Genomic DNA, 24,396 nt, shown 5'->3' on the forward strand with positions numbered 1-24,396 from the left:
TTATTTCCAATGAAATAAATATCCTCTCGCTAGCAGAAGGGGGACATAACGGATCGCACTCCTCAGAAATGCTCTCCAGGAAGGGAATGATTGTAGCCATAATGTTAAATTCTGGATGAGATCGCCACGGGACAGTTGTTAGCGTGTAGGCGATTTGACTTTTTCGCCTCGCTCATGAGAAAATTTTACATAATTTGTTATTCTGACGTTGAATTGGTTTTGAAAAAGCTAGCATTTATCCTGTTACTCATCGGCGTAAGCGCAATGCTTTACGACAATCTCCCTGCCCAGCGAATTCGCGGCTGTGAAAGCCTGGGGGCAACAGAGGGGGTTTGTGCAGCGGTCGAGTGGGATACCGAAAAGCTTAATTTCTTGCCGTCATATAACCCGGAAAGTCTTAAGACTATTGTAGTGCTTCAACAGAAAGCCGACGGGAAACGCGCGACAATTAAATCATAAAAAAAGCAGCCGCTGAGGCTGCTTTTTTAGGTTTAGTTGCTGAAAAATTACTAAAACCAACCAAAACGAACGGATAACAGGCTAATAAGCGCAAGCGCTGCGCCGACATTAATCAGAATTACGGTTTTGCTGGAAACATCCATAACGCCACCTTTATGAGTAAGCCCCTACATTTATAGTCGGTGGCGTAGAGTTGCGCTATCGGACAACACTGAATCAACCGTTTTTCCATGGTCTTTGCAGTTGCTTGTTTTGTGAAGTATTGATCTCTGACGTACTAAGTGGTGCGGGACAGGATAACGCGTGTTGCGCGATGTCTGACAGGGAAGGAAAAAATGACTTTATACCAGAAGATGCTGGTTTTTTATGCCGTAATGGGCTGTATTTGTGCGTTGATAAGCTGGTTTTTAACTAAGGAAAGCCGCTGCATTCGGCTGCTGGCAGCGCTGTTGATTGGTGCGACATGGCCGTTCAGCTTCCCTATGGCACTGCTGGTTTCACTTTTCTGAACAACAGAAATGGCTGGCCTAATTATCTTGATGGCTGTATATAAATACAGTTAAAAATAATAAGGATGCCATCTGATGAACAGCTTCTATTCGCATTTAGCCGGCGCAACGGTCCGTTGGTTTGATTTCCAAGGCCAGGGGGACCCTATTGTGTTCATTCATGGGTTAGGTTGCGCCTCTTCATACGATTACCCGCCAGTGGTTTCTAACCCTATATTGAATGGGCGCCGGGCCTTACTAATTGATCTTCCAGGCTATGGTTACAGCGATAAACCGCTTCAGTTTGGCTACCGAATTGCTGACCAGGCTGCGGTCGTTGTGGAGTGGCTGAACAAATTGCAGGTCAGCCGCTGCATTCTCTACGGCCATAGTATGGGGGGCAGTGTGGCTATTGAGGCAGCGCAGCGGCTGGGCAAACGCGTTGAGGCTTTAATTGTCGCCGAGCCCAATCTCTATGCCGGTGGGGGATTCTATAGCTGTAAAATCGCCGGGCAGACGGAAGATGATTTTATCGCCAACGGCTATCAGTCGATGCTGGCGGCAGAAACGTCCCCATGGAAAGGTTGCCTACAAAATAGCGCACCGTGGGCGTTATGGCGGGGAGCTACCAGCCTGGTAGTAGGCGCTTCTCCCTCGTGGTTTGAGCGTTTTATTCACCTGCAATGCCGTAAGACGCTTATCTACGGTAGTTTATCGCTACCCTCACAGGAAGCGGAAGACGTCGAAACTGCGGGTATCGCATTGGCTGTCATACCACAGGCGGGGCATTCGATGGCATGGGAAAACCCGGCCGCGCTGGCGCGCGCGATTGCCGGGCTGGTCTGAAAGCATCGCGGTAAATCAGAACGGTAATTCGCGCGGGCGAGTTTGCATGGTTATCCAGCGAAGCTCGGTGAATTCAGCGATCCCGGCGCGCCCGCCAAAGCGGCCATAGCCGGACGATTTACAGCCGCCGAACGGCATCTGGGCTTCATCATGTACGGTAGGGCCGTTAATATGGCAAATACCGGTTTGCAGGTTTTGCGCCACATTCCAGGCGCGGGCGCTATCGCGGCTATAAACCGCTGCCGCCAGGCCGTATTCGCTATCGTTCGCGACGGCCAGAGCCTCTTCCTCGCCGTTAACCCGAATCACCGATTTGACCGGGCCAAAAGATTCCTCATGCCATATGCGCATTTCACGCGTCACGCCATCCAGCAGGGTGGCGCGCATCTGCGTCGACTCGGCCTTTCCGCCGCAGAGTAAATGTGCGCCTTTACTTAGCGCATCATCAATCAACGCGTTGCAGCGTTGTACCGTTTTCAAATCGACCACCGGGCCGAGAAGCGTAGAAGGTAGTGCGGAAGCGCGTTGGCTGATTAATGCGACGAACTCATCCGCGATGCTCTCATCGACAATAATGCGTTCGGTCGACATACAAATCTGTCCGGCGTTGGCAAAAGCGCCGAAAATCGCGCCCGCCGCGGCTTGTTGTAAATCTGCGTCATCCAGGACTAACAGCGGCGCTTTGCCACCCAGTTCAAGTATCGCAGGTTTCAGATGCTCTCCGCAGGTGCGGGCAATAATGCGCCCCACTGGCGTTGAACCAGTAAAATTGACCCGTCGTATGGCTGGGTGAGCAATCAGCGTCTCCACCAGCGCAGGCGCATCGGCTGGCGAGCAGGTAAGATAATTCACTACTCCATCGGGAAATCCCGCCGCCGCGAGGGCATCGACGATTAAGCTTTGCGTCGCCGGTGAGAGTTCCGAGCCCTTAAGGATAACCGTATTGCCACAGGCCAGCGGCGTGGCGATGGCACGGGTCGCCAGAATGAGCGGCGCATTCCACGGCGCCATAGCCAGCACCACGCCGGCCCCCTGACGTACGCCCATCGCCAGATTGCCGGCCACGTTGGAGGGAATAATTTGACCTTCGATTTGCGTGGTTAAGGCCGCGGCTTCACGCAAAATATCTGCCGCCAGGTGTACGTTGAATCCGGCCCAGTGCGCTGTCGCGCCGGTCTCCGCCGCCATAGTAGCGATAAATTTCGCCTCTCTACGCTGCATTTGCTCGGCGGCTTCCAACAACAGCCGGCGACGTTCGGAGGGGATGGTGTCGCGCCATGAGGGGAATGCGGCGGCGGCTGCTTCTGCACAGCGACGAGCGTCGTTGATGCTCGCCGCTGCGGCGGTAGAGGCTATCTCGCTATGTTGCGGATAACGGCGAGTGAAAGTGGCGTGACCTTCGGCATCGTGCCAGCGGCCGCCGCTATATAAGCTGCAGGTTATTGTCATTAGCGTAACCTCATTGGTCTGCGGAGCGTCGAGTCTACCGCCTTACCTCATTGCGCAGCGGCGAAAGGGCGGTTATCGCACAATTTTTTTGCAGATTTCTCAGCGGGTCACAACTTAGTACAATAATGAGAACGGCGAACATGGGCCGCAGCAAACACAATCTATTCGCCACAGCCCACAGAGGATAGTTAATGTAATGGCTGTTCCTGTAGCGCGTCAGAATATTGTTTTAGTCTTTTAATTTTATCTTTTAAAATCCAGCTTAACTCGGAAATATTCATTTTTATTTCGTCAATATCGACCGAACTGCCTTCCACGAAGGCAGGCGTTGTGCCGACGACGCCGCTCGCCAACGCTTTATTTGTTTCACAGCGATAGCCGATCTCATAAAGACTATCGCTTAGCTTTTTCTCAAAAGCGTTGAGATTGTCATAAGCCCTGAGATAGTCCGTAATTTGCGCGGCGGAATGTAATATATAAAATCGTGATTTCACGGCCGGCGTTTTATCAAGATCAATAGCAATTGAGTCGTCGGGAACGAATATATTAACGGTGGGTACTGCCGCCGCTGGCGAACGTCGGGTTACATCATAAATCCCTCCATCGTCGGCCTGTAAGGCGGCGTGATGCGTTGCGACCAGAAAACAGCCCGGCCAGTAGTTTATCTCCCAGCCCAGCAGCATTTTTCCACCGACCTGTTCGATCGCCGCGCTGACGTTCCAGTAGGCGTTTCCCTCGGGCCCCGGTTTATCAATAACCGGGAGATAGATTGGACTGGCGCCAGGATTCAACTCTTCGGCAAATTGCAACAACCGCGGATCGTTGAGGGTGATAGGCTGATAAATCGAATTCGTCATGTAACGCTCCTTTGACTGAAATGGGACAATGCGGCACGCGATTGGATCTTAGTCGTAAATAATCATTTTGTCGTACCGGTGCGGGAGTCGCTGATGATAGTGACGTTAAGCAAAGCAAACAGCGCTAACCTTATGAGTTAAAGTGTGAATCTAATAGCGATTCATTATTTGCTGGTTGTATTCCGCTGTGCTGTTATTAGTAGGCATATAACAAATTTATAAGGTTTATAACCATGTCTACAGGGAAATCACTACTTGCGCTGGCCCTAAGCGCGCTGTTACCGGCCGGCGCCGCGTGGGCGGCATCCAACGACACGCTTGTCTACTGCTCGGAAGCCTCGCCGGAATCCTTTAACCCGCAAATCGCCAGCTCTGGTCCTTCATTCGTTGCCAGCTCACAGGTGCTCTATAACCGCCTGATTACCTTCGACCCGCTTAAAAACACGCCGATTCCGTCGCTGGCGACCGAATGGAAAGTGTCTCCGGATGGTAAAACCTGGACCTTTACGCTGCGTAAAGGCGTGCAGTTCAACAGCAATAAATACTTTAAGCCGACCCGCGATTTCAATGCGGATGATGTGCTGTTCTCGGTGCTGCGCCAGCAGGATCCGCAGCATCCTTATCACAACGTGTCGCAGGGAAATTATGAATATTTCCACGACGTCGGTCTTGATAAGCTGATTAAAGAAGTGAAGAAGATTGATGATTATCACGTTCAGTTTGTGCTGAGCGAGCCCAACGCGGCGTTTCTCGCCGACTGGGGGATGGATTTCGCTTCGATTCTTTCTGCGGAATATGCCGATGCGATGTTGAAAAAAGGAACGCCGGAATACGTCGATAGCTGGCCGATTGGCACCGGCCCGTACGCGCTCCAGCAGTATAAAGTGGATTCACAAATCCGCTATATTGCCAACCCGCACTATTGGGAAGGCGAGGTGCCGACTAAACATCTGATCTTCTCGATTACGCCGAACGTTGAGACTCGTCTGGCTAAGCTGCAGACCAATGAATGCCAGATTATTCCCGCACCATCGCCGGTACAGTTCCCGGTGATTAAAGGGAATAAAGATCTGGCGCTACACGCGGTGGAAGCGTTGAACGTGGGGTATCTGGCATTTAATACTGAAAAGAAACCGTTTGATAACGTGCTGGTACGTCAGGCGCTGAACTACGCCACCGATAAGCAGGCGATTGTGAAAGCGGTCTTCCTTGATTCCGGCAACGTGGCGAAATCGCCGATCCCGGCCAATATGCTCGGTTACAAGAAGGATTTACCGGATTACGACTACAATCCGCAGAAGGCGAAAGAGCTGCTTAAGCAGGCGGGATTGGAGCAGGGCGCAGAAGTGACCCTATGGTCGATGCCGGTACAGCGTCCGTATAACCCGAACTCGAAGCGGGTCGCTGAAATGATTCAGAACGACTGGAGCAAAGTCGGCATTAAAGCGAAAATCGTTAGCTATGAGTGGGGCGAATACCTTTCCGGGATGCGCAAGGGCGAGCATGATAGCGCGCTGTTTGGCTGGATGTCCGATAACGGCGACCCGGACAACTTCGCCGGCACGCTGCTGAGCTGTGATAATATCAAAACTGGCTCTAACGTGGCGCGCTGGTGCGATAAGTCCTATGATGCGCTGGTGAAAAAAGCGCTTCTGCTAAGCGATCCGCAGGCGCGCGCTAAACTTTACCAACAGGCTCAGGAAATCTTCTATCAGCAGGCGCCGTGGATCACGCTGGCGACGGGTAAAACTTTCTACGCCACCCGCAGCAACGTCAGCGGCTATAGCGTGAGTCTGATGGGAAGCGATTTTTCCAAAGCGAAGCTGAATTGATCAAAAAGGAGAGCAGGATGGCCCATCTGGACGATGTCATTGCCAGGGTCGATGAGACCATTGCCGGGGGCGTGATTAGCCATATGAACGAGCTACTGATTGCGTTAAGCGATGATGCTGAACTGGGCCGTGAAGAACGCTATACCCAGCAGCAGCGCCTGCGCACGGCGATAGCCCATCACGGGCGTCAACATCATGAAGATCAGGAAGCACGCCGCGAACAGTTAACCAAAGGCGGCGAGATCCTTTAAGGGTGACGTCAAAACTGGCGTCTGGCGACCAGCCAGGCGCCAACCACCAGCATCGCCGCCCCGCATACTGGCCCGATTAACGCCCTAATCGGCACGCCGTGGGCGCGAATCAAATCAATAATCAATCCGCCTACCAGCTGACTGGCCACCAGTACCGCAATGGTCGTCGCCGCCCCTACGTTTTGATAGCCGCTGATGCTGGCGAAGACGAAAAACGAACCCAGCAGGCCGGGGATGAGGGTCCACCATTTGATATTCAGCGCCAGTTCCTGAAAACCTGCCGCGCCGTGGCGCAATAGCAAAATAGTCACAAAAATAACAATTCCCACCAGCGAATTGAGCAACATGGCGATAAGAATCGTCGAGGCGGATTGGGTAATGCGGACCATCAGGGTGTTTTGCAACACCAGACCGACACCCGCCGCTATCAGGCAGGCAAGGGTGAGCGACTGATTCATGCCTCGCCGTCCGGATCCAGGCGATCGTCGAGCTGTAGCTGCATAAAGGTCAGATCCAGCCAGCGGCCGAATTTAGTCCCCACCTGCGGCATCTGCCCACTGGTGATAAATCCCAGGGTTTCATGCAGATGCAACGAAGCGTTATTGCGGGATTCAATTCCGGCTACCATCACATGTTTACGCAGGCGTCGCGCTTCAGCGATAAGCGCGACTAACAACTTGCGGCCGATCCCCTTACCCTGATGATCGGGATGGACATACACCGAATGTTCAACGGTATGGCGGAAACCGTCAAATGCGCGCCAGTCGCCGAACGAGGAATACCCGGTAATGACGCCGTTTTCTTCACTCACCAGCACCGGATAACCGGCAATCTGCCGGGCTTCAAACCAGGCAATACGGTTATCGGTATCGACGGTTTTGTCATTCCAGATGGCAGCGGTATGCAGTACGGCGTGATTATAGATTTCGGCGATCGCCGCGCAATCGTCTTTACTGGCATGGCGGATGGACATAGCAAGCCTCAAAGTCTGTACACTATAGTAGTACGTTATTATTACAATAATGAACGGCAGGCTGTCATCAGTTTTAGCAATAAATTTTACACAGAACGCGCAGTGTCGGGGATAGCGGACAGTTGTGTAATACGGTAGTGCGCACTATATTGTTACGCCATGAATACTATAGAAGACAACCTCAACCAGCGCATTAGCGCACGCATTCGTATCGAACGCGAGTCCCGCGGCTGGTCGTTGAGCGATTTGGCTGAACGCGCCGGGGCCTCGCGGGCAATGGTGCATAAAATTGAACGTGGCGAGAGTAGCCCCACCGCGGCGATGCTGGGCCGTCTCTCTGGCGCGTTTGGCATCAGTATGTCGACGTTAATTGCGCGTGCAGAGATGCAGGAGGGCAAGCTTTTGCGCTTTGCCAACCAGCCGGTGTGGCGCGATCCGCAAAGCCACTATTTGCGCCGGCACGTCTCGCCGCGTAGCGATCTGCCGATCGACCTGGTGCAAATAGAGTTGCCGGCCGGCAGCGATGTACCGATGCCCGCTTCTTCGTACGCGCTGGCGCGACAGCTCATCTGGCTACAGCAGGGTGAGTTAGTTTTTGTTGAAGGGAATACTCGCCATCAGATGCAGGCGGGGGATTGTCTGGAACTGGGGCCGCCCAACGATTGCCGGTTTATCAATGAGTCCAGCGAGACGTGCGTCTATCTGGTGGTACGCCTGAATCAATCCGGCTCATAATGTTAAAGCGCGTTAAGCATAAAACGGCTAGCCTCAGTACAGGCCGTTAATAAGAGGAGTTTGCTATGACCGCTAGTCCACAACGCCATCACCGCTGGATATTGGCTTCACGCCCGCACGGTGAACCTACCGCCGAAAATTTCAGACTGGAAGAGGGCGATCTGCCGACGCCGGGGGCGAACCAGCTCCTGCTGCGGACTATTTATTTGTCACTCGACCCTTATATGCGCGGACGGATGAGCGATGCGCCTTCTTATTCGCCACCGGTGGACATTGGCGCGGTGATGGTCGGGGGGACGGTAAGCCGTGTGGTGAGCTCTAATCACCCTGATTTTAAACCCGGTGAGTGGGTGCTTGGCTATAGTGGCTGGCAGGATTATGCGCTTTCCGATGGTAGCGATTTAGTTAAGCTCGGCGACAATCCTGAACACCCTTCCTGGGCGCTGGGGGTGTTAGGTATGCCGGGATTTACCGCTTATATGGGGCTGCTGGACATCGGCCAGCCGAAAGCGGGCGAAACGCTGGTGGTAGCGGCGGCAACCGGCCCGGTGGGGGCCACCGTCGGGCAGATTGGCAAACTTAAAGGCTGCCGCACCGTCGGCATTGCCGGCGGCGCCGAGAAATGTCGTTATGCGGTAGAGACTTTAGGCTTCGATGTTTGTCTTGATCACCGCGCTGCGGATTTCAGCCAGCAGCTGGCGCAGGCGTGTCCGCAGGGAATCGATGTCTATTATGAGAACGTCGGCGGTAAAGTCTTTGATGCGGTTCTGCCGTTGCTGAATACCGCGGCGCGGGTTCCCGTGTGCGGATTGGTTAGCGGCTACAACGCCACCTCGCTGCCGGATGGACCGGATCGGCTGCCGCTGCTGATGGCGACAATCCTTAAAAAACGTATTCGTATGCAGGGCTTTATCATCGGCCAGGATTACGGCCATCGCATTGCCGAGTTCCAGCAGCAAATGGGGCGCTGGGTACAGGAAGGTAAAATCAAATATCGCGAGCAGCAGATTGATGGCCTGGCGCAGGCGCCGCAGGCGCTGATTGGTCTGCTGAAGGGAGAAAACTTCGGCAAAGTGGTGATTAACGTCGCAGCGGACGAGTAACGTCACCGCCTTCTCTAACGCCCCCGAAGACGCGTGCGGGGGCGCTTTCGCCGCCTTTAACCAACAAAATGACTAATCCATACTTTTATTAATGGTTTGCTTTTCCGTGAGCGGCTTTTTATCCTTAAGGAAACTTAAGAGGTTAATGCGATGAAAGATGTAGTTGATAAATGCAGTACCAAAGGCTGCGCCATTGATGTTGGCACCATTATCGATAACGAAGACTGCGTTTACCGGGTCGAGAAACTTTTCCCTACCCGTGAAGAGGCGGAGTCCGCGGTAGCGGCCATTCGCGAACGCGCCGTTGCCGCCGCCAGCGAAACGCCGTCCGTAGATTACACGATTGAGCCGGTGGGTAATGAGGCGAAACTGGACGCGGCGGTGAATTTCTCCTGCCAGGCGGAAAAAATTATTTTCGAATTGTCCTTGAGAAGCGCGTTCTAACAGACTGCGGCGGAATCAAAAAGGGATCCCAATTGGGATCCCTTTTTTATCATCACCCATCGGCGGGCGTAGTTACTCGAAACGCCAGGCGAGATTCATACCGATGCCGAAGTTACGGCCCGGCGCTGGTTCGTAATAACGACCATTGGATTCGTTGACAATCACTGAGCCCGCGTAATTACGGTCAAACAGGTTATCGACCCGGCCGAACAGATCCATATCCATTTTCCCGTAGCTCCACTTATAGCCGGTGGTCAGGCCAACCACGGTCCACGATGGCGCTTTGGCGGTGTTGGCGTCGTTGGCCATAATGTCGCCCATATAACGGATATCGCTCCCCGCGTACCAACCCTGTTCCGGCTGGTAGCCGAAAGAGGCATAGCCCATATTGCGGGCGATGCCCGGAATGCGATTTCCGTTGCAGTCTGACGAACCGCAAACGTTCGTGCGATAGGTGGCATCGAGCCAGGTCCATGCCGCTTTTAATTTCCAGCTGTCGCCAAACTGCTGGTCGAGGCCAAGTTCCATTCCCTGACGACGGGTTTTACCGGCGTTTTTATAGCTTGTGCGGCCGCCGCTGCTGGAGTCGACCACAATCTCATTGTCGGTATCGGTCTGGAACAGCGCGGCGGTGAACAGTCCGTTGCCTATCCGCGTTTTGCTGCCAATTTCCACGGTCTCATTTGTGGAGGGTTTGAGATCGAAGTTTAATCCGCTCTGATTGCCGGAACGATACGAGAGTTCATTGATTGTCGGCGTTTCAAAACCGCGCCCGGCGGAAAGATAGATATTCCAGGCATCCGTGACGGCATATTTCAATGAACCGGCTGGCAGCCATTTGTGATAGCTGGCATCGCCGCTATCGTCGCCGTTACCCGGAGTGACGTAATAGTCGTTAGAGTCAAACCACACCGAACTGTAGCGGACGCCAGCATCTAGGGTAAGCTTCTGCGTCAACTGCCACTGGGTTTGCAGGTACGGATCCAGGTTCCACATCAGATTGCGTTCATTACGGCGCAGGTCGCCCTGTTCGCCGTATTGCGGCGCGCCGTTCACCAGAACGTAGTTTTCATAGCCCTTACGTCGTTCGCTCATGTTTTCGTAATCAAGACCGGTGGTAAAGGTCACCGGCACCAGTAATTCACCGCGGTGGGTCCAGCGGGTGTCGATCCCCTGATAATGGCGAGTTAAATCGATGACGCCCCCGGAATGCGAGGGCTTCAGCTGTGGCGCCATCGGGATTGATTGGTACTGAGTGGTTTCGCGCTCGCCGGCGTACATCATCACGCTCAGATCGTCCTGCTGGCTAAGCTGGCGTTCGTAGCGTAACCCGGCCTGGGTCTGTTTCACCGTTTTACGCGTGTTGTATTGATCGCCGCGCGGCGATTGGCGCGGATTATTCTGCCACTCCTCGTAGCTCAATCCGCCCGGGTCATTAGCTTTGATATCCACACTATTGAATAGCAATGTTAATTTACTGACGTCGTTAATCCGCACGCCTAATTTGGCGTTGGCGAGATTTTTACGCGCGCCGCTGTGATCGCGAGAACCATGAGTGGTGAAACGGTTGGTCGACACCGTGTAGTCGACATCGCCTGCCTGGCTACCGTCGCCGACGGCGCCGGTAGCTTTCACTCCGTAATGCCAGGTACCGAAGCTGCCGTAGTAGCTGCTGGCCTCGATGGTCGGCGGCTGGCTGCCGGTTTGGGTATTGACGTTAATTACGCCGCCGGAAGAGTTGCCATAGAGCGCGGAAAAAGGTCCGCGTAACACTTCCAGGCTATCGATGCTGCCGATATCGATATTCGATGTCTGCCCCTGGCCATCGGGCATGGTGGCAGGGATACCGTCAACATATAGCCGCAGGCCACGGACGCCGTAGGTGGAGCGGGAACCGAAACCACGAATCGACAACTGCAAATCCTGAGCATAGTTTTGCCGGTTTTGTACCTGCAAACCGGGTACCGCGCCGAGCGATTCCGAGAGGTTAATTCGCGGGGCGGCCTGACGCATATCATCGCCATTCACAACGCTGACGGCGGCAGGGGTATCCAGTTCGGAAACCGCGGTAGGCGTTGCCGTGACGACCATGGTTTGTTCGTCGTTGGTGCTGGCGTGCACGTTGGCGACGAGAGGGAGTAATAAAGCGGGGAGCGCGACCGTGCGCATGGCAATAATCTTCATCAAAGCGACTCGCAAAGAGAAACGTACCAAATGGAACATATGTATATATGTTACACCGTTTGTAAATTCTTTGAAAAGAATTAACTAACCGGTCGTTAAGTAATGGCAAGTAAAGGTGATTCTTTTAACCAAAAAAGGCAATTAACGCTCCACATTACGATAAATAATGATTACTATTCTCATTTACAAAAAGGGTGAAGTTAACCTTCACGCTGTGGAAGCCATCTCTAACCAGTAATTAATTGTTCTATAAAGGGAATCGTTATGTCATTACGTCAGTTATCCGCGCCGCGTCTGCGTCGTTCTCTGTTATTAACGTCGTTACTGTTGGCAGGCAGCTTCAGCGCCCACGCCGCCGAGGAGCTCCTGCGCAAAGCGGTCGGTAAAGGCGCGTACGAAATGGCGTATAGCCAGCAGGAAAATGCGCTGTGGGTTGCCACCTCGCAAAGCCGCTCCCTTGATAAGGGCGGCATCGTCTATCGTCTGGATCCGACCACGCTCGACATCACCCAGGTTATTCATAACGACCTGAAACCGTTCGGCGCCACCATCAATAACACCACCCAGACGTTGTGGTTTGGCAACACCGTTGATAGCAGCGTGACCGCAATAGATGCCAAAACCAGCGCGGTGAAAGGGCGACTGGTGCTCGATGACCGTAAACGTAGTGATACCGTGCGCCCGCTGCAGCCGCGTGAGCTGGTAGTGAATGAGAAAACCAATACCGTGTATATCTCCGGGCTGGGTAAAGAGAGCGTGATTTGGGTGGTGGATGGCGACAAGCTGACGCTGAAAGATACCATTGCCAATACCGGCGCGATGGCCACCGGGCTGGCGCTCGATGCTGACGCTAAACGTCTTTACACCACCAATGCCGATGGCGAACTGCTGACTATCGATACCGATAGCAATAAGATCCTCTCACGTAAGAAGCTGCAGGATGACGGTAAGGAGCATTTCTACCTGAACCTGAGTCTGGATACAGCCGGTCACCGCGCTTTCATTACCGACAGCAAGCAGCCGGAAGTGCTGGTGGTGGATATTCGTGACGGGAAAGTGCTGCAAAAAATCGCCGCGCCGGAATCTTTAGCGGTGCTGTTTAACCCGGCCCGCAACGAAGTCTACGTCACCCATCGCAAAGCGGGTGAAGTCAGCGTCATTGATGCTAAGACCTATAAGGTTGTCAAAACCTTCAAAACGCCGACCTTCCCGAATAGCCTGGCGCTGTCCGCCGATGGAAAAACGCTGTTTGTTAGCGTGAAGCAGGAGTCAACTCGTCAGAAAGAGGCCACCGCGCCGGACGACGTAATCCGCATTGCCCTGTAATCCCCATGGAGGGGGCGACCCCTCCTTACTCCGGGTCTCATCCTCTGTTACAAACCGCTATTAGCCTGATTACTATAAAGGTTATACACTTACTTTTTCCCGCGCGCGGCGGGAGAGTGGTAATCATTCTGGAGAAATTATGAAAAAGCCATATATGGTGATCTGCGCGGCGGCAATGCTGGCGCTTCTGGCAGGCTGCAGCTCTAATTACGTCATGACGACAAAAAGTGGGCAAACTATTGTGACCCACGGCAAACCGCAGTTGGATAAAGAGACCGGCATGACCAGCTATATTGATGAGTCTGGCAACAAACGCGAAATCAACAGCAGCGACGTTGCTCAACTGGTGGAAGATAATTAATTTTTCGGTGACGGTTTGCCCGCTGAGGGGCAAACCGTTATGGAAAAGCGCTTAGCGTTTTTCAACGCCCGGCGCCGTGCTGTGAACATCAGCCACGCGTTTACGTACGCCGAACCAGCCTGCGACCAGCAGCACCGCCAGCAGCGGAATGGACCCGATGGTATAGGTGCCGTTCGGGTAGTCAAATGCCATCAATACCAGTACGCTCAGCAAGAACAGCAGCGTTAGCCATGAAGTAAATGGCGCGCCCGGCATTTTGAAGCTCACATCCGCCGCTTTGCCTTCCTTGATAGCCTTACGCAGACGCATCTGGCAGATCACGATAAAGCCCCATGAAGCGATAATCCCCAGGGATGCGACGTTCAGCACGATCTCAAATACCTGCGACGGCACCAGATAGTTGAGGAAAACCCCCACCACGTAGACTGCCAGCGTCGCGAGGATCCCGGCGTAAGGGACGTGATGGCGGCTCATCTTCGACATAAACTTCGGCGCTGAGCCTCCCATCGACATCGAACGCAGAATTCGCCCGGTGCAGTACAGACCTGAGTTCAGGCTGGAGAGGGCGGCCGTTAATACCACGATGTTCATCACGCTACCGATGTATGGTACGCCGAGCTTCGAGAAGAAGGTGACGAACGGGCTTTGCCCTGCCTGATAGGCGTTCCACGGCAGCAGCAGCACCAATAGCACGACGGAACCGACGTAGAACAGGCCGATACGCCAGATCACGCTGTTAATCGCTTTCGGTACCATGGTTTCCGGGTCTTTACATTCGCCCGCCGCGGTACCCACCAGCTCGATGGAAGCGAAGGCGAAGACCACGCCCTGAACCAGCACCAGTGCCGGCAACAGACCGTGGGGGAAGAAACCGCCGTTGTCGGTAATCAGATGGAAGCCGGTGGCATTGCCATCAAGCGGTTTTCCGGTACCGAGGAAAATAGTGCCGACTACCAGGAATGCGACAATAGCCAGTACTTTTACCAACGCGAACCAGAACTCCATCTCAGCGAACCATTTCACACCGATCATATTCATGGTGCCGACGATCGCCAGCGCGCCAAGAGCGAAGACCCACTGCGGAACATCGCCAAAAGCGCCCCAATAATGCATATACAAGGCGACGGCGGTGATATCGACGATACCGGTCATTGCCCAGTTAACGAAATACATCCAGCCGGCGACGTAGGCGGCTTTTTCACCGAGGAATTCACGAGCGTAAGAGACGAAACTACCGCTGGAGGGGCGATGGAGAACCAGTTCGCCGAGGGCGCGAAGGATGAAGAAGGAGAAGATACCGCAAACCAGATAAACCAGCGCCAGCGCCGGGCCTGCCATTTGTAAACGCGCCCCGGCGCCGAGGAACAGACCGGTACCGATGGCGCCGCCAATGGCGATCATCTGCACCTGACGGTTGCCCATTGCTTTGTGGTAACCCGATTCGTGCGAGTTGAGCCAGTGGCGTTTCGCGGCATGATGTTCCGCCGCGTCAGTGTGTTTGTTATTCATTGATGTACCCATTTTCCTGTCAATGTCCATGAGTGGTTGTCGTATCGCGCAGCGGCGATACATCGTGCTGGCTTTCTCACCATTCTGTCGTAGAGATAAACCATACACGGCGCTGCATCCTACACGTAACGTGATAGTGACGCACGTAAAACATTTCGCTACAGCACTTACTTAAATATCAATGAGTTCAATGACGCAACGCGTCGACGAGTAGCGCAAACGCAGCGGTGTGCTGCCGGCGACTGGGGTAATACAGATGATAACCAGGGAAGGTTGGCGTCCAGTCTTCGAGAACCTGCACTAATCGACCGGCCGCCAGCGCCTCCTCGACGCAATCATCAGGGACATAGGCCAGGCCGAGACCGGATTCCGCGGCATCAATGCGTTGCGGCAAGCTATTCAGCGTCAGTTGTCCGTCCACATAAACCTGGAAGGTTTTATTATTGTCGCTGAATTCCCAGGCGTAGAGCCCGCCGCGGGTCGGTAGCCGTATATTAATACAGCGATGCTGATCCAGTTGATAAGGCGTCTGCGGTGTGCCGTGGCGTTGAAGATAATCAGGCGAGCCCACGACGACCATGCGCATGTCCGGGGCGATGCGCACCGCAATCATGTCCTTTGCCACCTGATCGCCGAGACGTATACCGGCGTCAAAGCGGCCATCGACGATATCGGCCAGGCCGTTATCGACGGTAATTTCGATATTGATATCGGGATAACGCAACATAAATGGCTTTAATGCCGGCCACAACACCGCGCTGACGGCGTGTTCGCCGGCGTTAAGGCGAATATTACCCGCCGGAAGGTCGCGGTTATCCCTCAAGGCGCTGAGCTCGCGTTCAATTTCCGTGAGATGTGGACGTAAATTCTGGAACAATTTTTCACCCGCGTCGGTGGGGGCGACGCTGCGGGTGGTACGGGTCAGCAGGCGAACATCAAGCCGGGCCTCGAGGTTGCGCATCGCATGGCTCAGCGCAGATTGCGACACCCCAAGTTGGGCGGCGGCGCGGGTGAAACTGCGTTCGCGGGCAACTACCATAAACGACAGGAGATCGTTGAAGTTATCTTTTAGCATCATTATTCCGCATTGATGAATTTAATTCATGGCTGGGAATTGAGTCTAAACCTTGTCCGGCAGATCCGCCACGAAGAGACCGTATTGGACCCGTCTCTTATTGCGCATATCTAATTTCCGGCAGAGTACATGTGAATAAATTGTTTCTCAGTACGCGCTGCAGATTCTAATAATGCAGGCATGTTAATTAAAACGAGCCTGCGAAATGTCTTATCGAATCAGTATCCTGGATAAAAGTCCTCTTGCTCCTGGCGAAACTGCTGCTCAGGCGCTGGCGCGTACGTTAACGCTTGCGCAACAGGCAGAACGCTGGGGATATCATCGTTTCTGGATTGCCGAGCATCACAACGCGGAACAGCTGGCGAGCCCGTCGCCGGAGTTATTGATTGCCTGGATCCTCGGGCAAACCCGGCAGATCCGCGTCGGCTCCGGCGGCGTGATGCTGCAGCACTATAGCCCTTACAAAGTCGCCGAAAACTTTAATTTGCTCGCCAGTATTGCACCAGGACGCGTCGATCTCGGCGTTGGCAAGGCGCCAGGCGGTCTGCCGCTTGCCACTCGCGCGCTACAACAGGGCGTCCATCAGCATGAGAAGGGCAGTTTTGCCGAACAGCTTGCCCAGCTTGATAACTGGCTAACGTTGACCGAAAGCCAGGGCGAGGAGAGCCTGCGCGCGACCCCTATCCCGCCGCGCCGCGCGGACGGTTTCCTGCTTGGCGCCAGCGTCGAGAGCGCCCGCCTGGCGGCCCGTCTGGACTGGAACTTTGTTTTTGCCGCGCATCTCAACGGCGATAAAAACCTGTTGCGGGAAGTGTTAACCAACTGGCGCGAATTGAGCCGCCGGGAGGTGATCGTGGCCGTACAAGTTATCGTTGCGCAAGACGCCGCCAGCGCCGCTGAACTGGCGAAGCAGGTAGAGGTCTGGGGCGTTGAACTGACAAACGGCCAGCGGGTAACGGTGGGTAGTGAAGCTCAGGCGGCAGCCTTCGCCCGTCAGGCCGGTAGCCCGCCCACGCGGATTGAGCGCCGCGAGTCCTCGCTGTTGTTCGGTACCGCAGAAGAGGTTAAAGCACAACTCGATGCCCTTCAGGCGCAATGGGGCATTGATGAGTTTATTATTGATACCCCTATTGCTGAGGGCGGGGCGCGGCTGGAGTCGCTGGGGCTGTTGGCGCAGGCGCATTCTGGCGTGGAGGTGACGCCATGAATTTCGAACAACAGTTGATAAGCTGGCGGCGCGAACTGCATCAGAACCCGGAACTCTCATTACAGGAAGTAGCAACCACCGCGCGCATTCGCGACTGGTTGCAAAGCGGCGGCCTGCCGTTACTGCCTTACGAGTTAACCACCGGGGCGGTCACGGAGGTGGGCAGCGGCGATAAAATCATCGCCCTCCGCGCGGATATCGACGCGCTACCGATAGAAGAGGCCACCGGGCTGCCGTTCCGCTCGCAAAATCCAGGCGTCATGCATGCCTGCGGTCACGATATACATACCAGCGTGATGCTTGGCGCGGCGTTGTTGTTAAAGGAACGAGAAGCGCAACTGCCGGGGCGGGTACGGATCCTGTTCCAGCCTGCGGAAGAGAGTTTCGGCGGCGCCAAAACGCTGATCCGCGTTGGCGCGCTTGACGGCGTATCGGCCATCTTCGGCATGCACAATGAGCCCAATTTACCCGTGGGCGAATTCGCTACCCGCGGCGGCCCGTTTTATGCCAACGTCGATCGCTTCGTATTCAAAGTGACCGGCAAAGGGGCGCATGCCGCCCGGCCGCATGAAGGTAAAGACGCCATCCTGCTGGCGAGCCAACTGGTGACGCTGCTGCAGAGCGTTGCCAGTCGCGAAGTGAACACCCTGGATTCGGTGGTGCTCAGCGTGACGCGGATCCAGGGGGGGAATACCTGGAACGTTTTGCCGGAAAGCGTGGAGCTCGAAGGGACGCTGCGCACCCACAGTAGCGAGGTGCAGCAGCGGGTTAAGGCGAGAGTCAGCGAAATCGCCGCCGGTTTCGCCAGCGCCTTTGGCGCGCAAATTGATGTCTTCTGGTATGCCGGGCCAACGGCGCTGGTTAACGATGAGCGCTGGGCGGCGTTCGCCAGCGCGGCGGCCGACCGCTTCGGTTATCGCACGCATCACGCCGATTTACATCTGGGCGGCGAAGACTTTGCCGTCTATCTGCAGCATATTCCGGGCGCTTTCGTCAGCATAGGTAGCGCCAGCGAATTTGGCCTGCATCACCCGGCTTTTAATCCGGATGAAAACGTCATTGCCCCAGCCGCGCGCTATTTCGCGGATCTGGCGGAACAGGCATTACACCATATTTAATTTTTGACAGGGTAAGGGGTCACTATGTCTGAAAAACGGCAATTACGTCTGGGGACGATTTTACATGGCGCCTCAGGAAATATGTCCGCCTGGCGTCATCCGGCGGCGTTGGCGGATGCCAGTATTAATTTTGAATTTGTGAAAGAAACGGCGCAAAAAGCCGAGCAGGGGAAACTCGATTTTATTTTTGTCGCCGACGGGTTATATATTAACGATAAATCCATCCCGCACTTTTTAAATCGTTTTGAGCCGTTAACGGTATTATCAACGCTGGCGGCGGTGACCGATCGTCTGGGGCTGGTCGGTACGCTCTCCACCTCCTATAGCGAACCGTTCACGACCGCGCGACAGTTCGCCAGTCTTGATCATTTAAGCCACGGGCGCGCCGGCTGGAACGTGGTGACGTCGCCGCTGGAAGGCTCGGCGAAAAACTTCTCCCGCGCCCAGCATCCCGATCATGCGCTGCGCTATCGTATCGCCGACGAATATCTTGATGTGGTTAAAGGATTGTGGGATTCCTGGGAAGACGGCGCTTTTGTGCGTAATAAAGAGAGCGGCCAGTTTTTTGATAAAAATAAACTGCATACGCTTAATCATCATGGCGATTTCTTTAAAGTCTCTGGTCCTTTGAATATTGCCCGCACGCCACAGGGACGGCCCATTATATTCCAGGCAGGCGCCTCAGATGACGGCAAAAAATTAGCCGCTCGCCACGCTGATGCCATTTTTACCCACCAGGAGTCATTAGCCGAGGCGCAGGCGTTTTATCAGGATGTCAAAAGCCAACTGGCAGCCTATCAGCGCAGTGCGGATCAACTGCATATTTTCCAGGGCGTCAGCGTAATCGTCGGTGACGACGCGGAGGATGCGGAGCGTCAATACCAGACCACGGCGGCGCTGGTCTCGATCGACGACGCGTTGAATTACCTGGGGCGCTATTTCGAGCATCACGACTTTGCGCAATATCCGCTGGATGAACCCTTCCCGGATATTGGCGACCTTGGGCAAAACAGTTTCCGCAGCACCACCGATGAGATTAAACGCAATGCCCGTGAACGGGGATTAACCCTGCGCCAGGTGGCGCTGGAGGCCGCCAGCCCGCGCCCGCGCTTCTCCGGCACGGCCAGCGATGTCGCCGACGGCCTGCAGCTGTGGTTTGAACAACGCGCCGCCGATGGATTCATTATTCAGGGCGGCACGCCGGAAACCTTCCCGCGTTTCGTTGATGAAGTGGTGCCATTGCTGCAGGCGCGCGGATTGTTCCGCCGCGACTATCCAGGCACCACGCTGCGGGAAAGCCTGGGGCTGGATCTGCCCATTAACCAATTCGAAAAATAATAAAAGAGAACCGCGCTATGCAGAAATCAACGCTATTGCTGGCCTTCGCGTTGGCAATTAGCGCCCCGTCGTGGGCGCAGGACGTCAATATCAACGGCACCGGGGTTAGCCTGGAGGCCAATAAAACTCCGATTCATACGGCAAAAAATCCGCAGGCAATTGCGCTGTTGCCGAAAGATCTGCACCTGGCGGTACCGGGGAAATTTACCGTCGCGGTTGCGGCGCTGAACTCGCCGCCGCTGACGGTGTTTTCGGATGATAACAAAACGTTGCTCGGCAGCGAGGCGGATATTGCGCGTCTGGTGGCTGACAGCCTCGGCCTCGAAGTCAACGTTGTTCCGACCTCGTGGGAAGACTGGCCGCTCGGCGTCGCCTCCGGCAAATATGATGCCGCGATCAGCAATATTACCGTCACCAAAGAGCGCAAAGAGAAGTTCGATTTCGCCACTTATCGTAAAGATTCGCTGGGTTTTTACGTTAAAAGCACCAGCCCACTGAACAAGATCGACAAAGCGGAAGATATTGCCGGGCTGAAGATTATCGTCGGCTCCGGCACCAATCAGGAGGCAATCTTACTCGCATGGAATGCGGAAAACGTTAAGCGCGGGCTTAAACCGTTTATACCGGTCTATACCAAAGACGACGCCGCGCAGACGCTGGCTTTGCAAACGGGCCGCGCCGACGCATTCTTCGGCCCTAATGTCATAGGCGCCTGGAAAGCGGCCCTTACTGGCAAAACCAAGCTGGTGGGCAGCGTGGACGGCGGGTGGCCGAAGGCGGCGCATATCGCGGTGACGCTGAAGAAAGGCAGCGGGCTGGTTAATGCCGTACAGGCGGCGCTCAACGGCGCTATCGCCAGCGGTGACTATGCCAAAGTGCTCAACCGCTGGGGCGAGGGAGTGGAGAGTATTCCACAATCGGAAATCAACCCCGCCGGGCTGGGCGATTAACAGGGGGCGCTATGAGCGAAGCATTTCGTGATATTTCTCCGGACGCGCCGGAATTACAGCCGATTATTAGCGGCCTGTTTGCCGAGTACGCCGCTCGTTACGGCGACTATTTTTCTCGTGATGCGGAAGTAGAGTTAACCGAATGGTATCTGCCGCCGCAGGGGCTGTTTATTGTGCTGGAGCGTGACGGCGAAATCATCGCCACCGGCGCCTACAAGCCGAAAGACACGCACACCGCGGAAATTAAGCGGATCTGGACGCATCGTCGGCTGCGTCAACAGGGGCTGGCCGCCAGGGTTGTACAAGAACTGGAGCGTCGGGCGGTGCTGGCAGGTTATAGCCATATTTTTCTCACCACCGGTTTTCGTCAGCCGGAAGCGGTAAAGCTCTATTTAAGCCAGGGGTATGAGGCGCAGTTTGACCTCGCTCGCGACCCGGAAGAGTACAGCCGGCCGCCCTATGATGGCCGGTTGCGGTTCAGTAAAGCGCTGGCGGTTAGCGCCCTCAGCCACAGCGCTTAAGGAGGCATTATGCAATCATCTGAAACGATCAAAGTGGTTCCGGCGCGCTACCCGCTGCGCGTCGCCGGGGCGGTATTGGCGCTGCTGGTGCTGGCGGTCGTCGTGCAGTCGGTCGCGTTCAATCCGCGCTGGGAGTGGGGGGTATTCGCCCACTGGTTCTTCGACCCGGTGATCCTCGAGGGGTTGGGGCAAACGCTGCTGCTCACGCTACTTGGCACCCTTTTAAGCGTTATCTTCGGCGGCCTGTTGGCGCTGGCCCGCTTGTCGTCGTCATGGCTGCTCAGCAGCCTGGCATGGGGGTATATCTGGCTGTTCCGTTCGCTGCCGCTAATCGTGGTGTTGATCATTCTGTATAACTTCTCTTATCTGTACGACAGCTTATCGCTGGGGATCCCTTTCACCGGCGTAACCTGGGCGAGCTATCAGACTATCAATGTACTGGGGCAGTTCTCCACGGCAGTAGTTGGCCTGACGCTGGTGCAGAGCGCCTATACCGCCGAAATTATCCGCGGAGGCTTTTTGGGCGTGGATCACGGGCAGTATGAGGCCGCCGCCGCGCTGGGACTCCCCGCCTGGCGACGCACGCTGCGGATCATCTTGCCGCAAGCGCTGCGCACCATTCTGCCGGCAGGGTTCAATGAAATCATCAGCCTGGCAAAAGGGACGGCGATGGTTTACGTACTGGCGATGCCGGAATTGTTCTACACCATTCAGATGATTTATAACCGCACCCAGGAAGTGATCCCGCTGCTGATGGTGGGCGCCGCGTGGTACCTGGTGATTACCAGCGTGCTCTCCGCAATTCAGTACCTGGTCGAACGCGCGCTGGCGCGCAGCGAACGCCGCTCGGCGGTGAACAGCGTGCGTAATAATCGCCTGACCCAACCGGTTCGTCAGCCGCAGGAGGCCGTCCATGCTCAACTCTCGTAATGGTCATATTTCGATAACCGGGGTCAGTAAATACTTTGGCCGTCATAAAGCGCTGGATGATGTTTCGCTGGAGATAGCGCCGGGAACGGTGACGGTGATCCTCGGGCCGTCCGGTTCGGGAAAATCGACATTGCTGCGCACAATTAACCATCTTGAACGGGTCGATGAAGGGTTTATCCAGATTGATGGCGACTATATCGGCTATCGCCGTAAAGGCGACAAGCTGTACGAGCTGAAAGAAAAAGAGATCCTTCGCCAGCGGGTCAACGTGGGATACGTATTTCAGAACTTCAATTTGTTTCCGCATCTGACGGTGCTGGAGAATTTAATTGAAGCGCCGATTGCCCACAAACGGGCCAGTCGAAAGGAGGCCATCGCTCGTGCTTACGAATTGTTGGACATTGTCGGTTTGCGCAACAAAGCCGATGCCTGGTCGCGGCATCTTTCCGGCGGCCAGCAGCAGCGCATTGCCATCGCCCGCGCTCTGGCGCTCAATCCGCGCGTGATCTTGTTTGATGAACCCACTTCCGCGCTGGATCCGGAACTGGTTGGCGAAGTGCTTGATGTTATCAAGAAACTTGCCCGCTCCGGGACGACGCTTGTGGTGGTAACACACGAAATCGGCTTTGCCCGCGAGGTTGCCGACCAGGTGGTGTTTATGGTCGATGGCAAAATCGTTGAACAGGGCAGCAGCGATGAAGTGTTAAATCATCCGCAACACCAGCGTACCCGGCAATTTTTATCACGGGTGCTGGCATGAGGAAATTAGCTGCAGCCCTCATGCTGTTCCTGAGCATCGGCGAGGCGCGCGCCGAACTCGATTTGCGCTCCAATGAACAGCCATTGCCGGTGACGCGAGATGATAACGCGATTAGCAAAATTCCTCCGGACTATCGTTTTGTGGAGCCCGGTGTGCTGACGGTGGCGATTTCGGCATTAAATTCACCGCCGCTGGCGCTGCTGGCCAGCGACAACCGCACGCGTATCGGCAGCGACCCGGACATCGCCCGTATACTGGCGGGTAGCCTTGGTCTGAAACTGAAGCTGGTGCCAACGGCCTGGGAGGACTGGCCTTTGGGGATCGCGTCAGGGCGTTACGATGTGGCGTTGATTAACATCGCGGTGACCGAGAAGCGCAAAGAGAAGTTCGATTTCGCCACCTACCGCGTAGACTCGCTGGCCTTCTCGGTGAAATCAACCAGTGACATTACGCGGATCTCAAATGCGCAGGATCTCTCAGGACGTAAAGTCATTGTCGGTTCTGGTACCAACCAGGAGCGGATCCTGCTGGGATGGAATGCGGAAAACGAAGCCGCGGGACGGCAACCGGCGTTACCGGTTTATCTTACCGACGATGCCTCCGGCAATCTTTATATTCAGTCGGGAAGGGCGGATGTCTTTTTTGGTCCGCAGTCGGTGGCCTCTTATAAGGCTGCATTAAACGGAAAAACCAAAGTTGTCGGGCTCGGTCCCAAAAAAGCCTGGGTGGCGACCACCACTAAAAAAGGCAATGGGCTGGTATACGCGCTGCAGGCGGCGCTGAATGGCGCGATCGCGCGTGGCGAGTATCAGCAGGTTCTCGCGCGCTGGGGGGAACAGGGGGAGGTAGTCAGGCAATCGGAGGTCAATCCGCCGGGGATAACATATTGATGCTGTGATTATTAATAGCCAGGGATTGCTATACTCATGGCTACATCGTGTGTCTTATTAATGGATTAATCTCTGTGGCCGAAAACCAACTCTTACTGGAGCAACGCTGGCAGCACCATCGTGAGCCCGCGTTGCTCGCCGCTTCCGGCGGCGCTATCGACACTATCAGCTTCATCACCTTGTTTGGCCTGTTTACCGCCCACGTCACGGGAAACCTGGTAGTGGCCGGGGCAGCCCTGGCCACCAACAGCGAAGGTATTTTATCGAAACTGCTCGCCATTCCTGTTTTTATGCTGGCGGTGGCGATCGTCACGCTGGTTATCAAAAGTCGAAAAACCATTACGCCACGCTTTCTTGGCAGCTTGTTCGTCGTTGAGATTCTGCTGTTACTCCTTTTCGGCCTGTTGGGGCTGCTGTGGCAGCCCTTTGTCGGCGCGGATAGCGCGACCGCGTTAATCACCGGCATGGCCGGCGTGATGGCGATGGGGGTGAGGAACGCCACCACCCGATTATTATTACCCACCACCAGCCCGAGTACGATGATGACCGGTAACGTCACGCAGTTAACCATCGATGTGGTTAACTGGTGCCAGGCGCCCAACCGCGAGAATAGAGAAAAAATCAAAAAATCGGGGGCTTCGGTGCTCGGTTTTCTGCTGGGAGCAGGGCTTGGGGCGCTGGGCTACATCCTGACGGGTTTCTACTCGGTGCTTATTCCGGTGGCACTGGTAGCCATCGTCGCCTGGCGCGAATTCAGCGCCGCGCGGAATTAGTGCTACGCTAAAAGTTT

At 55.0% G+C, this 24,396-nt stretch carries 24 protein-coding genes and 1 pseudogene; 17 read left to right on the forward strand and 8 right to left on the reverse strand.

From position 1 onward, the window contains the following. Positions 1-509: 509 nt before the first annotated feature. Positions 510-602 carry a stress response membrane protein YncL gene (yncL, locus tag PGR23_RS05045; RefSeq protein WP_064571558.1) on the reverse strand — a complete coding sequence of 31 codons (93 nt, stop codon included), beginning with the start codon at positions 600-602 and terminating at the stop codon, positions 510-512. Between the two features lie 192 nt (positions 603-794). On the opposite strand from yncL, the gene PGR23_RS05050 reads away from it, so the two are divergent. Then, a complete protein-coding gene (locus tag PGR23_RS05050) occupies positions 795-968 on the forward strand; it encodes a GhoT/OrtT family toxin (protein WP_015366412.1) in 174 nt (57 codons plus the stop codon). 75 nt (positions 969-1,043) lie between these two features. Next, the gene (locus tag PGR23_RS05055) at positions 1,044-1,793 is read left to right on the forward strand and encodes an alpha/beta fold hydrolase (RefSeq protein ID WP_045394028.1); all 750 of its coding nucleotides are present in this window, start codon (positions 1,044-1,046) and stop codon (positions 1,791-1,793) included. A gap of 15 nt (positions 1,794-1,808) precedes the next feature. On the opposite strand, the gene PGR23_RS05060 is transcribed toward PGR23_RS05055, so the two are convergent. Together PGR23_RS05060 and PGR23_RS05065 are read right to left on the reverse strand one after the other, a co-directional pair. Next, positions 1,809-3,242: an aldehyde dehydrogenase gene (locus PGR23_RS05060; RefSeq protein WP_047079088.1), complete on the reverse strand. Its 1,434-nt coding sequence runs from the start codon at positions 3,240-3,242 to the stop codon at positions 1,809-1,811. A 188-nt stretch (positions 3,243-3,430) separates the two neighbouring features. Then, positions 3,431-4,099 (reverse strand): hypothetical protein, encoded by a 669-nt coding sequence (locus PGR23_RS05065; protein ID WP_396279652.1) that lies wholly within the window; start codon positions 4,097-4,099, stop codon positions 3,431-3,433. A gap of 233 nt (positions 4,100-4,332) precedes the next feature. On the opposite strand from PGR23_RS05065, the gene PGR23_RS05070 reads away from it, so the two are divergent. Together PGR23_RS05070 and PGR23_RS05075 are read left to right on the forward strand one after the other, a co-directional pair. Further along, positions 4,333-5,931 (forward strand): ABC transporter substrate-binding protein, encoded by a 1,599-nt coding sequence (locus PGR23_RS05070; protein ID WP_045394035.1) that lies wholly within the window; start codon positions 4,333-4,335, stop codon positions 5,929-5,931. Positions 5,932-5,948: 17 nt separating this feature from the next. Next, positions 5,949-6,182, forward strand: a complete 234-nt coding sequence (locus PGR23_RS05075) for a YdcY family protein (protein ID WP_047048747.1) — start codon at positions 5,949-5,951, stop codon at positions 6,180-6,182. 8 nt (positions 6,183-6,190) lie between these two features. Here the strand turns inward: PGR23_RS05075 and PGR23_RS05080 are convergent, their stop codons facing one another. Both PGR23_RS05080 and PGR23_RS05085 read right to left on the reverse strand, forming a co-directional pair. Then, positions 6,191-6,640, reverse strand: coding sequence for a DMT family transporter (locus PGR23_RS05080; RefSeq protein ID WP_063416020.1), 450 nt, complete (start codon positions 6,638-6,640; stop codon positions 6,191-6,193). Next, on the reverse strand, positions 6,637-7,155 hold the full coding sequence (locus tag PGR23_RS05085) for a GNAT family N-acetyltransferase (RefSeq protein ID WP_047048742.1): 519 nt from the start codon (positions 7,153-7,155) through the stop codon (positions 6,637-6,639). The genes PGR23_RS05080 and PGR23_RS05085 overlap by 4 nt, the downstream gene beginning before the upstream one ends. A gap of 159 nt (positions 7,156-7,314) precedes the next feature. On the opposite strand from PGR23_RS05085, the gene PGR23_RS05090 reads away from it, so the two are divergent. The 3 genes from PGR23_RS05090 to PGR23_RS05100 all read left to right on the forward strand — a co-directional run bounded on the left by PGR23_RS05090 (position 7,315) and on the right by PGR23_RS05100 (position 9,437). Then, entirely contained in the window at positions 7,315-7,890 is a 576-nt protein-coding gene (locus PGR23_RS05090) for a helix-turn-helix domain-containing protein (protein WP_015366420.1), read from the forward strand. A gap of 65 nt (positions 7,891-7,955) precedes the next feature. Continuing rightward, on the forward strand, positions 7,956-8,993 hold the full coding sequence (locus tag PGR23_RS05095; protein ID WP_396279653.1) for an NADP-dependent oxidoreductase: 1,038 nt from the start codon (positions 7,956-7,958) through the stop codon (positions 8,991-8,993). Between the two features lie 150 nt (positions 8,994-9,143). Then, complete coding sequence (locus tag PGR23_RS05100; RefSeq protein WP_015705548.1) at positions 9,144-9,437, forward strand: DUF406 domain-containing protein; 294 nt, start codon at positions 9,144-9,146, stop codon at positions 9,435-9,437. Between the two features lie 72 nt (positions 9,438-9,509). Here the strand turns inward: PGR23_RS05100 and pqqU are convergent, their stop codons facing one another. Continuing rightward, positions 9,510-11,621, reverse strand: a complete 2,112-nt coding sequence (gene pqqU / locus PGR23_RS05105) for a TonB-dependent receptor PqqU (RefSeq protein WP_396279654.1) — start codon at positions 11,619-11,621, stop codon at positions 9,510-9,512. 264 nt (positions 11,622-11,885) lie between these two features. Between pqqU and PGR23_RS05110 the strand changes: the two genes are divergently transcribed. Together PGR23_RS05110 and PGR23_RS05115 are read left to right on the forward strand one after the other, a co-directional pair. Beyond that, positions 11,886-12,947 (forward strand): YncE family protein, encoded by a 1,062-nt coding sequence (locus PGR23_RS05110; protein ID WP_045394050.1) that lies wholly within the window; start codon positions 11,886-11,888, stop codon positions 12,945-12,947. Between the two features lie 139 nt (positions 12,948-13,086). Then, positions 13,087-13,308, forward strand: a complete 222-nt coding sequence (locus tag PGR23_RS05115; protein WP_015366425.1) for a YgdI/YgdR family lipoprotein — start codon at positions 13,087-13,089, stop codon at positions 13,306-13,308. A 51-nt stretch (positions 13,309-13,359) separates the two neighbouring features. Here PGR23_RS05115 and ansP read toward each other — a convergent pair whose 3' ends face one another. Together ansP and PGR23_RS05125 are read right to left on the reverse strand one after the other, a co-directional pair. After that, positions 13,360-14,817 carry an L-asparagine permease gene (gene ansP, locus PGR23_RS05120; protein ID WP_045382500.1) on the reverse strand — a complete coding sequence of 486 codons (1,458 nt, stop codon included), beginning with the start codon at positions 14,815-14,817 and terminating at the stop codon, positions 13,360-13,362. A gap of 187 nt (positions 14,818-15,004) precedes the next feature. Beyond that, on the reverse strand, positions 15,005-15,892 hold the full coding sequence (locus tag PGR23_RS05125) for a LysR family transcriptional regulator (RefSeq protein WP_047048727.1): 888 nt from the start codon (positions 15,890-15,892) through the stop codon (positions 15,005-15,007). Positions 15,893-16,097: 205 nt separating this feature from the next. Here PGR23_RS05125 and PGR23_RS05130 point away from each other — a divergent pair, with 205 nt between their 5' ends. The 8 genes and pseudogenes from PGR23_RS05130 to PGR23_RS05165 all read left to right on the forward strand — a co-directional run bounded on the left by PGR23_RS05130 (position 16,098) and on the right by PGR23_RS05165 (position 24,379). Continuing rightward, complete coding sequence (locus PGR23_RS05130; RefSeq protein WP_396279655.1) at positions 16,098-17,099, forward strand: MsnO8 family LLM class oxidoreductase; 1,002 nt, start codon at positions 16,098-16,100, stop codon at positions 17,097-17,099. Next, positions 17,096-18,217: an amidohydrolase gene (locus tag PGR23_RS05135; protein ID WP_047067722.1), complete on the forward strand. Its 1,122-nt coding sequence runs from the start codon at positions 17,096-17,098 to the stop codon at positions 18,215-18,217. Before PGR23_RS05130 ends, PGR23_RS05135 begins: the two co-directional genes overlap by 4 nt. A gap of 24 nt (positions 18,218-18,241) precedes the next feature. Further along, positions 18,242-20,505 (forward strand): annotated as a pseudogene (locus PGR23_RS05140) (NtaA/DmoA family FMN-dependent monooxygenase). An 11-nt stretch (positions 20,506-20,516) separates the two neighbouring features. Continuing rightward, positions 20,517-21,026: a GNAT family N-acetyltransferase gene (locus tag PGR23_RS05145; RefSeq protein ID WP_045394059.1), complete on the forward strand. Its 510-nt coding sequence runs from the start codon at positions 20,517-20,519 to the stop codon at positions 21,024-21,026. A gap of 9 nt (positions 21,027-21,035) precedes the next feature. Next, positions 21,036-21,956, forward strand: coding sequence for an amino acid ABC transporter permease (locus PGR23_RS05150; protein WP_315710632.1), 921 nt, complete (start codon positions 21,036-21,038; stop codon positions 21,954-21,956). Further along, positions 21,940-22,716 carry an amino acid ABC transporter ATP-binding protein gene (locus PGR23_RS05155; protein WP_045394065.1) on the forward strand — a complete coding sequence of 259 codons (777 nt, stop codon included), beginning with the start codon at positions 21,940-21,942 and terminating at the stop codon, positions 22,714-22,716. The genes PGR23_RS05150 and PGR23_RS05155 overlap by 17 nt, the downstream gene beginning before the upstream one ends. A gap of 20 nt (positions 22,717-22,736) precedes the next feature. Beyond that, positions 22,737-23,606, forward strand: coding sequence for a transporter substrate-binding domain-containing protein (locus PGR23_RS05160; protein ID WP_396280099.1), 870 nt, complete (start codon positions 22,737-22,739; stop codon positions 23,604-23,606). Positions 23,607-23,680: 74 nt separating this feature from the next. Continuing rightward, positions 23,681-24,379, forward strand: a complete 699-nt coding sequence (locus PGR23_RS05165; RefSeq protein WP_045394070.1) for a YoaK family protein — start codon at positions 23,681-23,683, stop codon at positions 24,377-24,379. Positions 24,380-24,396 lie beyond the last annotated feature (17 nt).

It is taken from the genome of Klebsiella sp. 141162, from assembly GCF_050600755.1.
In the GTDB taxonomy this organism is placed as follows: Bacteria; Pseudomonadota; Gammaproteobacteria; order Enterobacterales; family Enterobacteriaceae; genus Klebsiella; species Klebsiella aerogenes.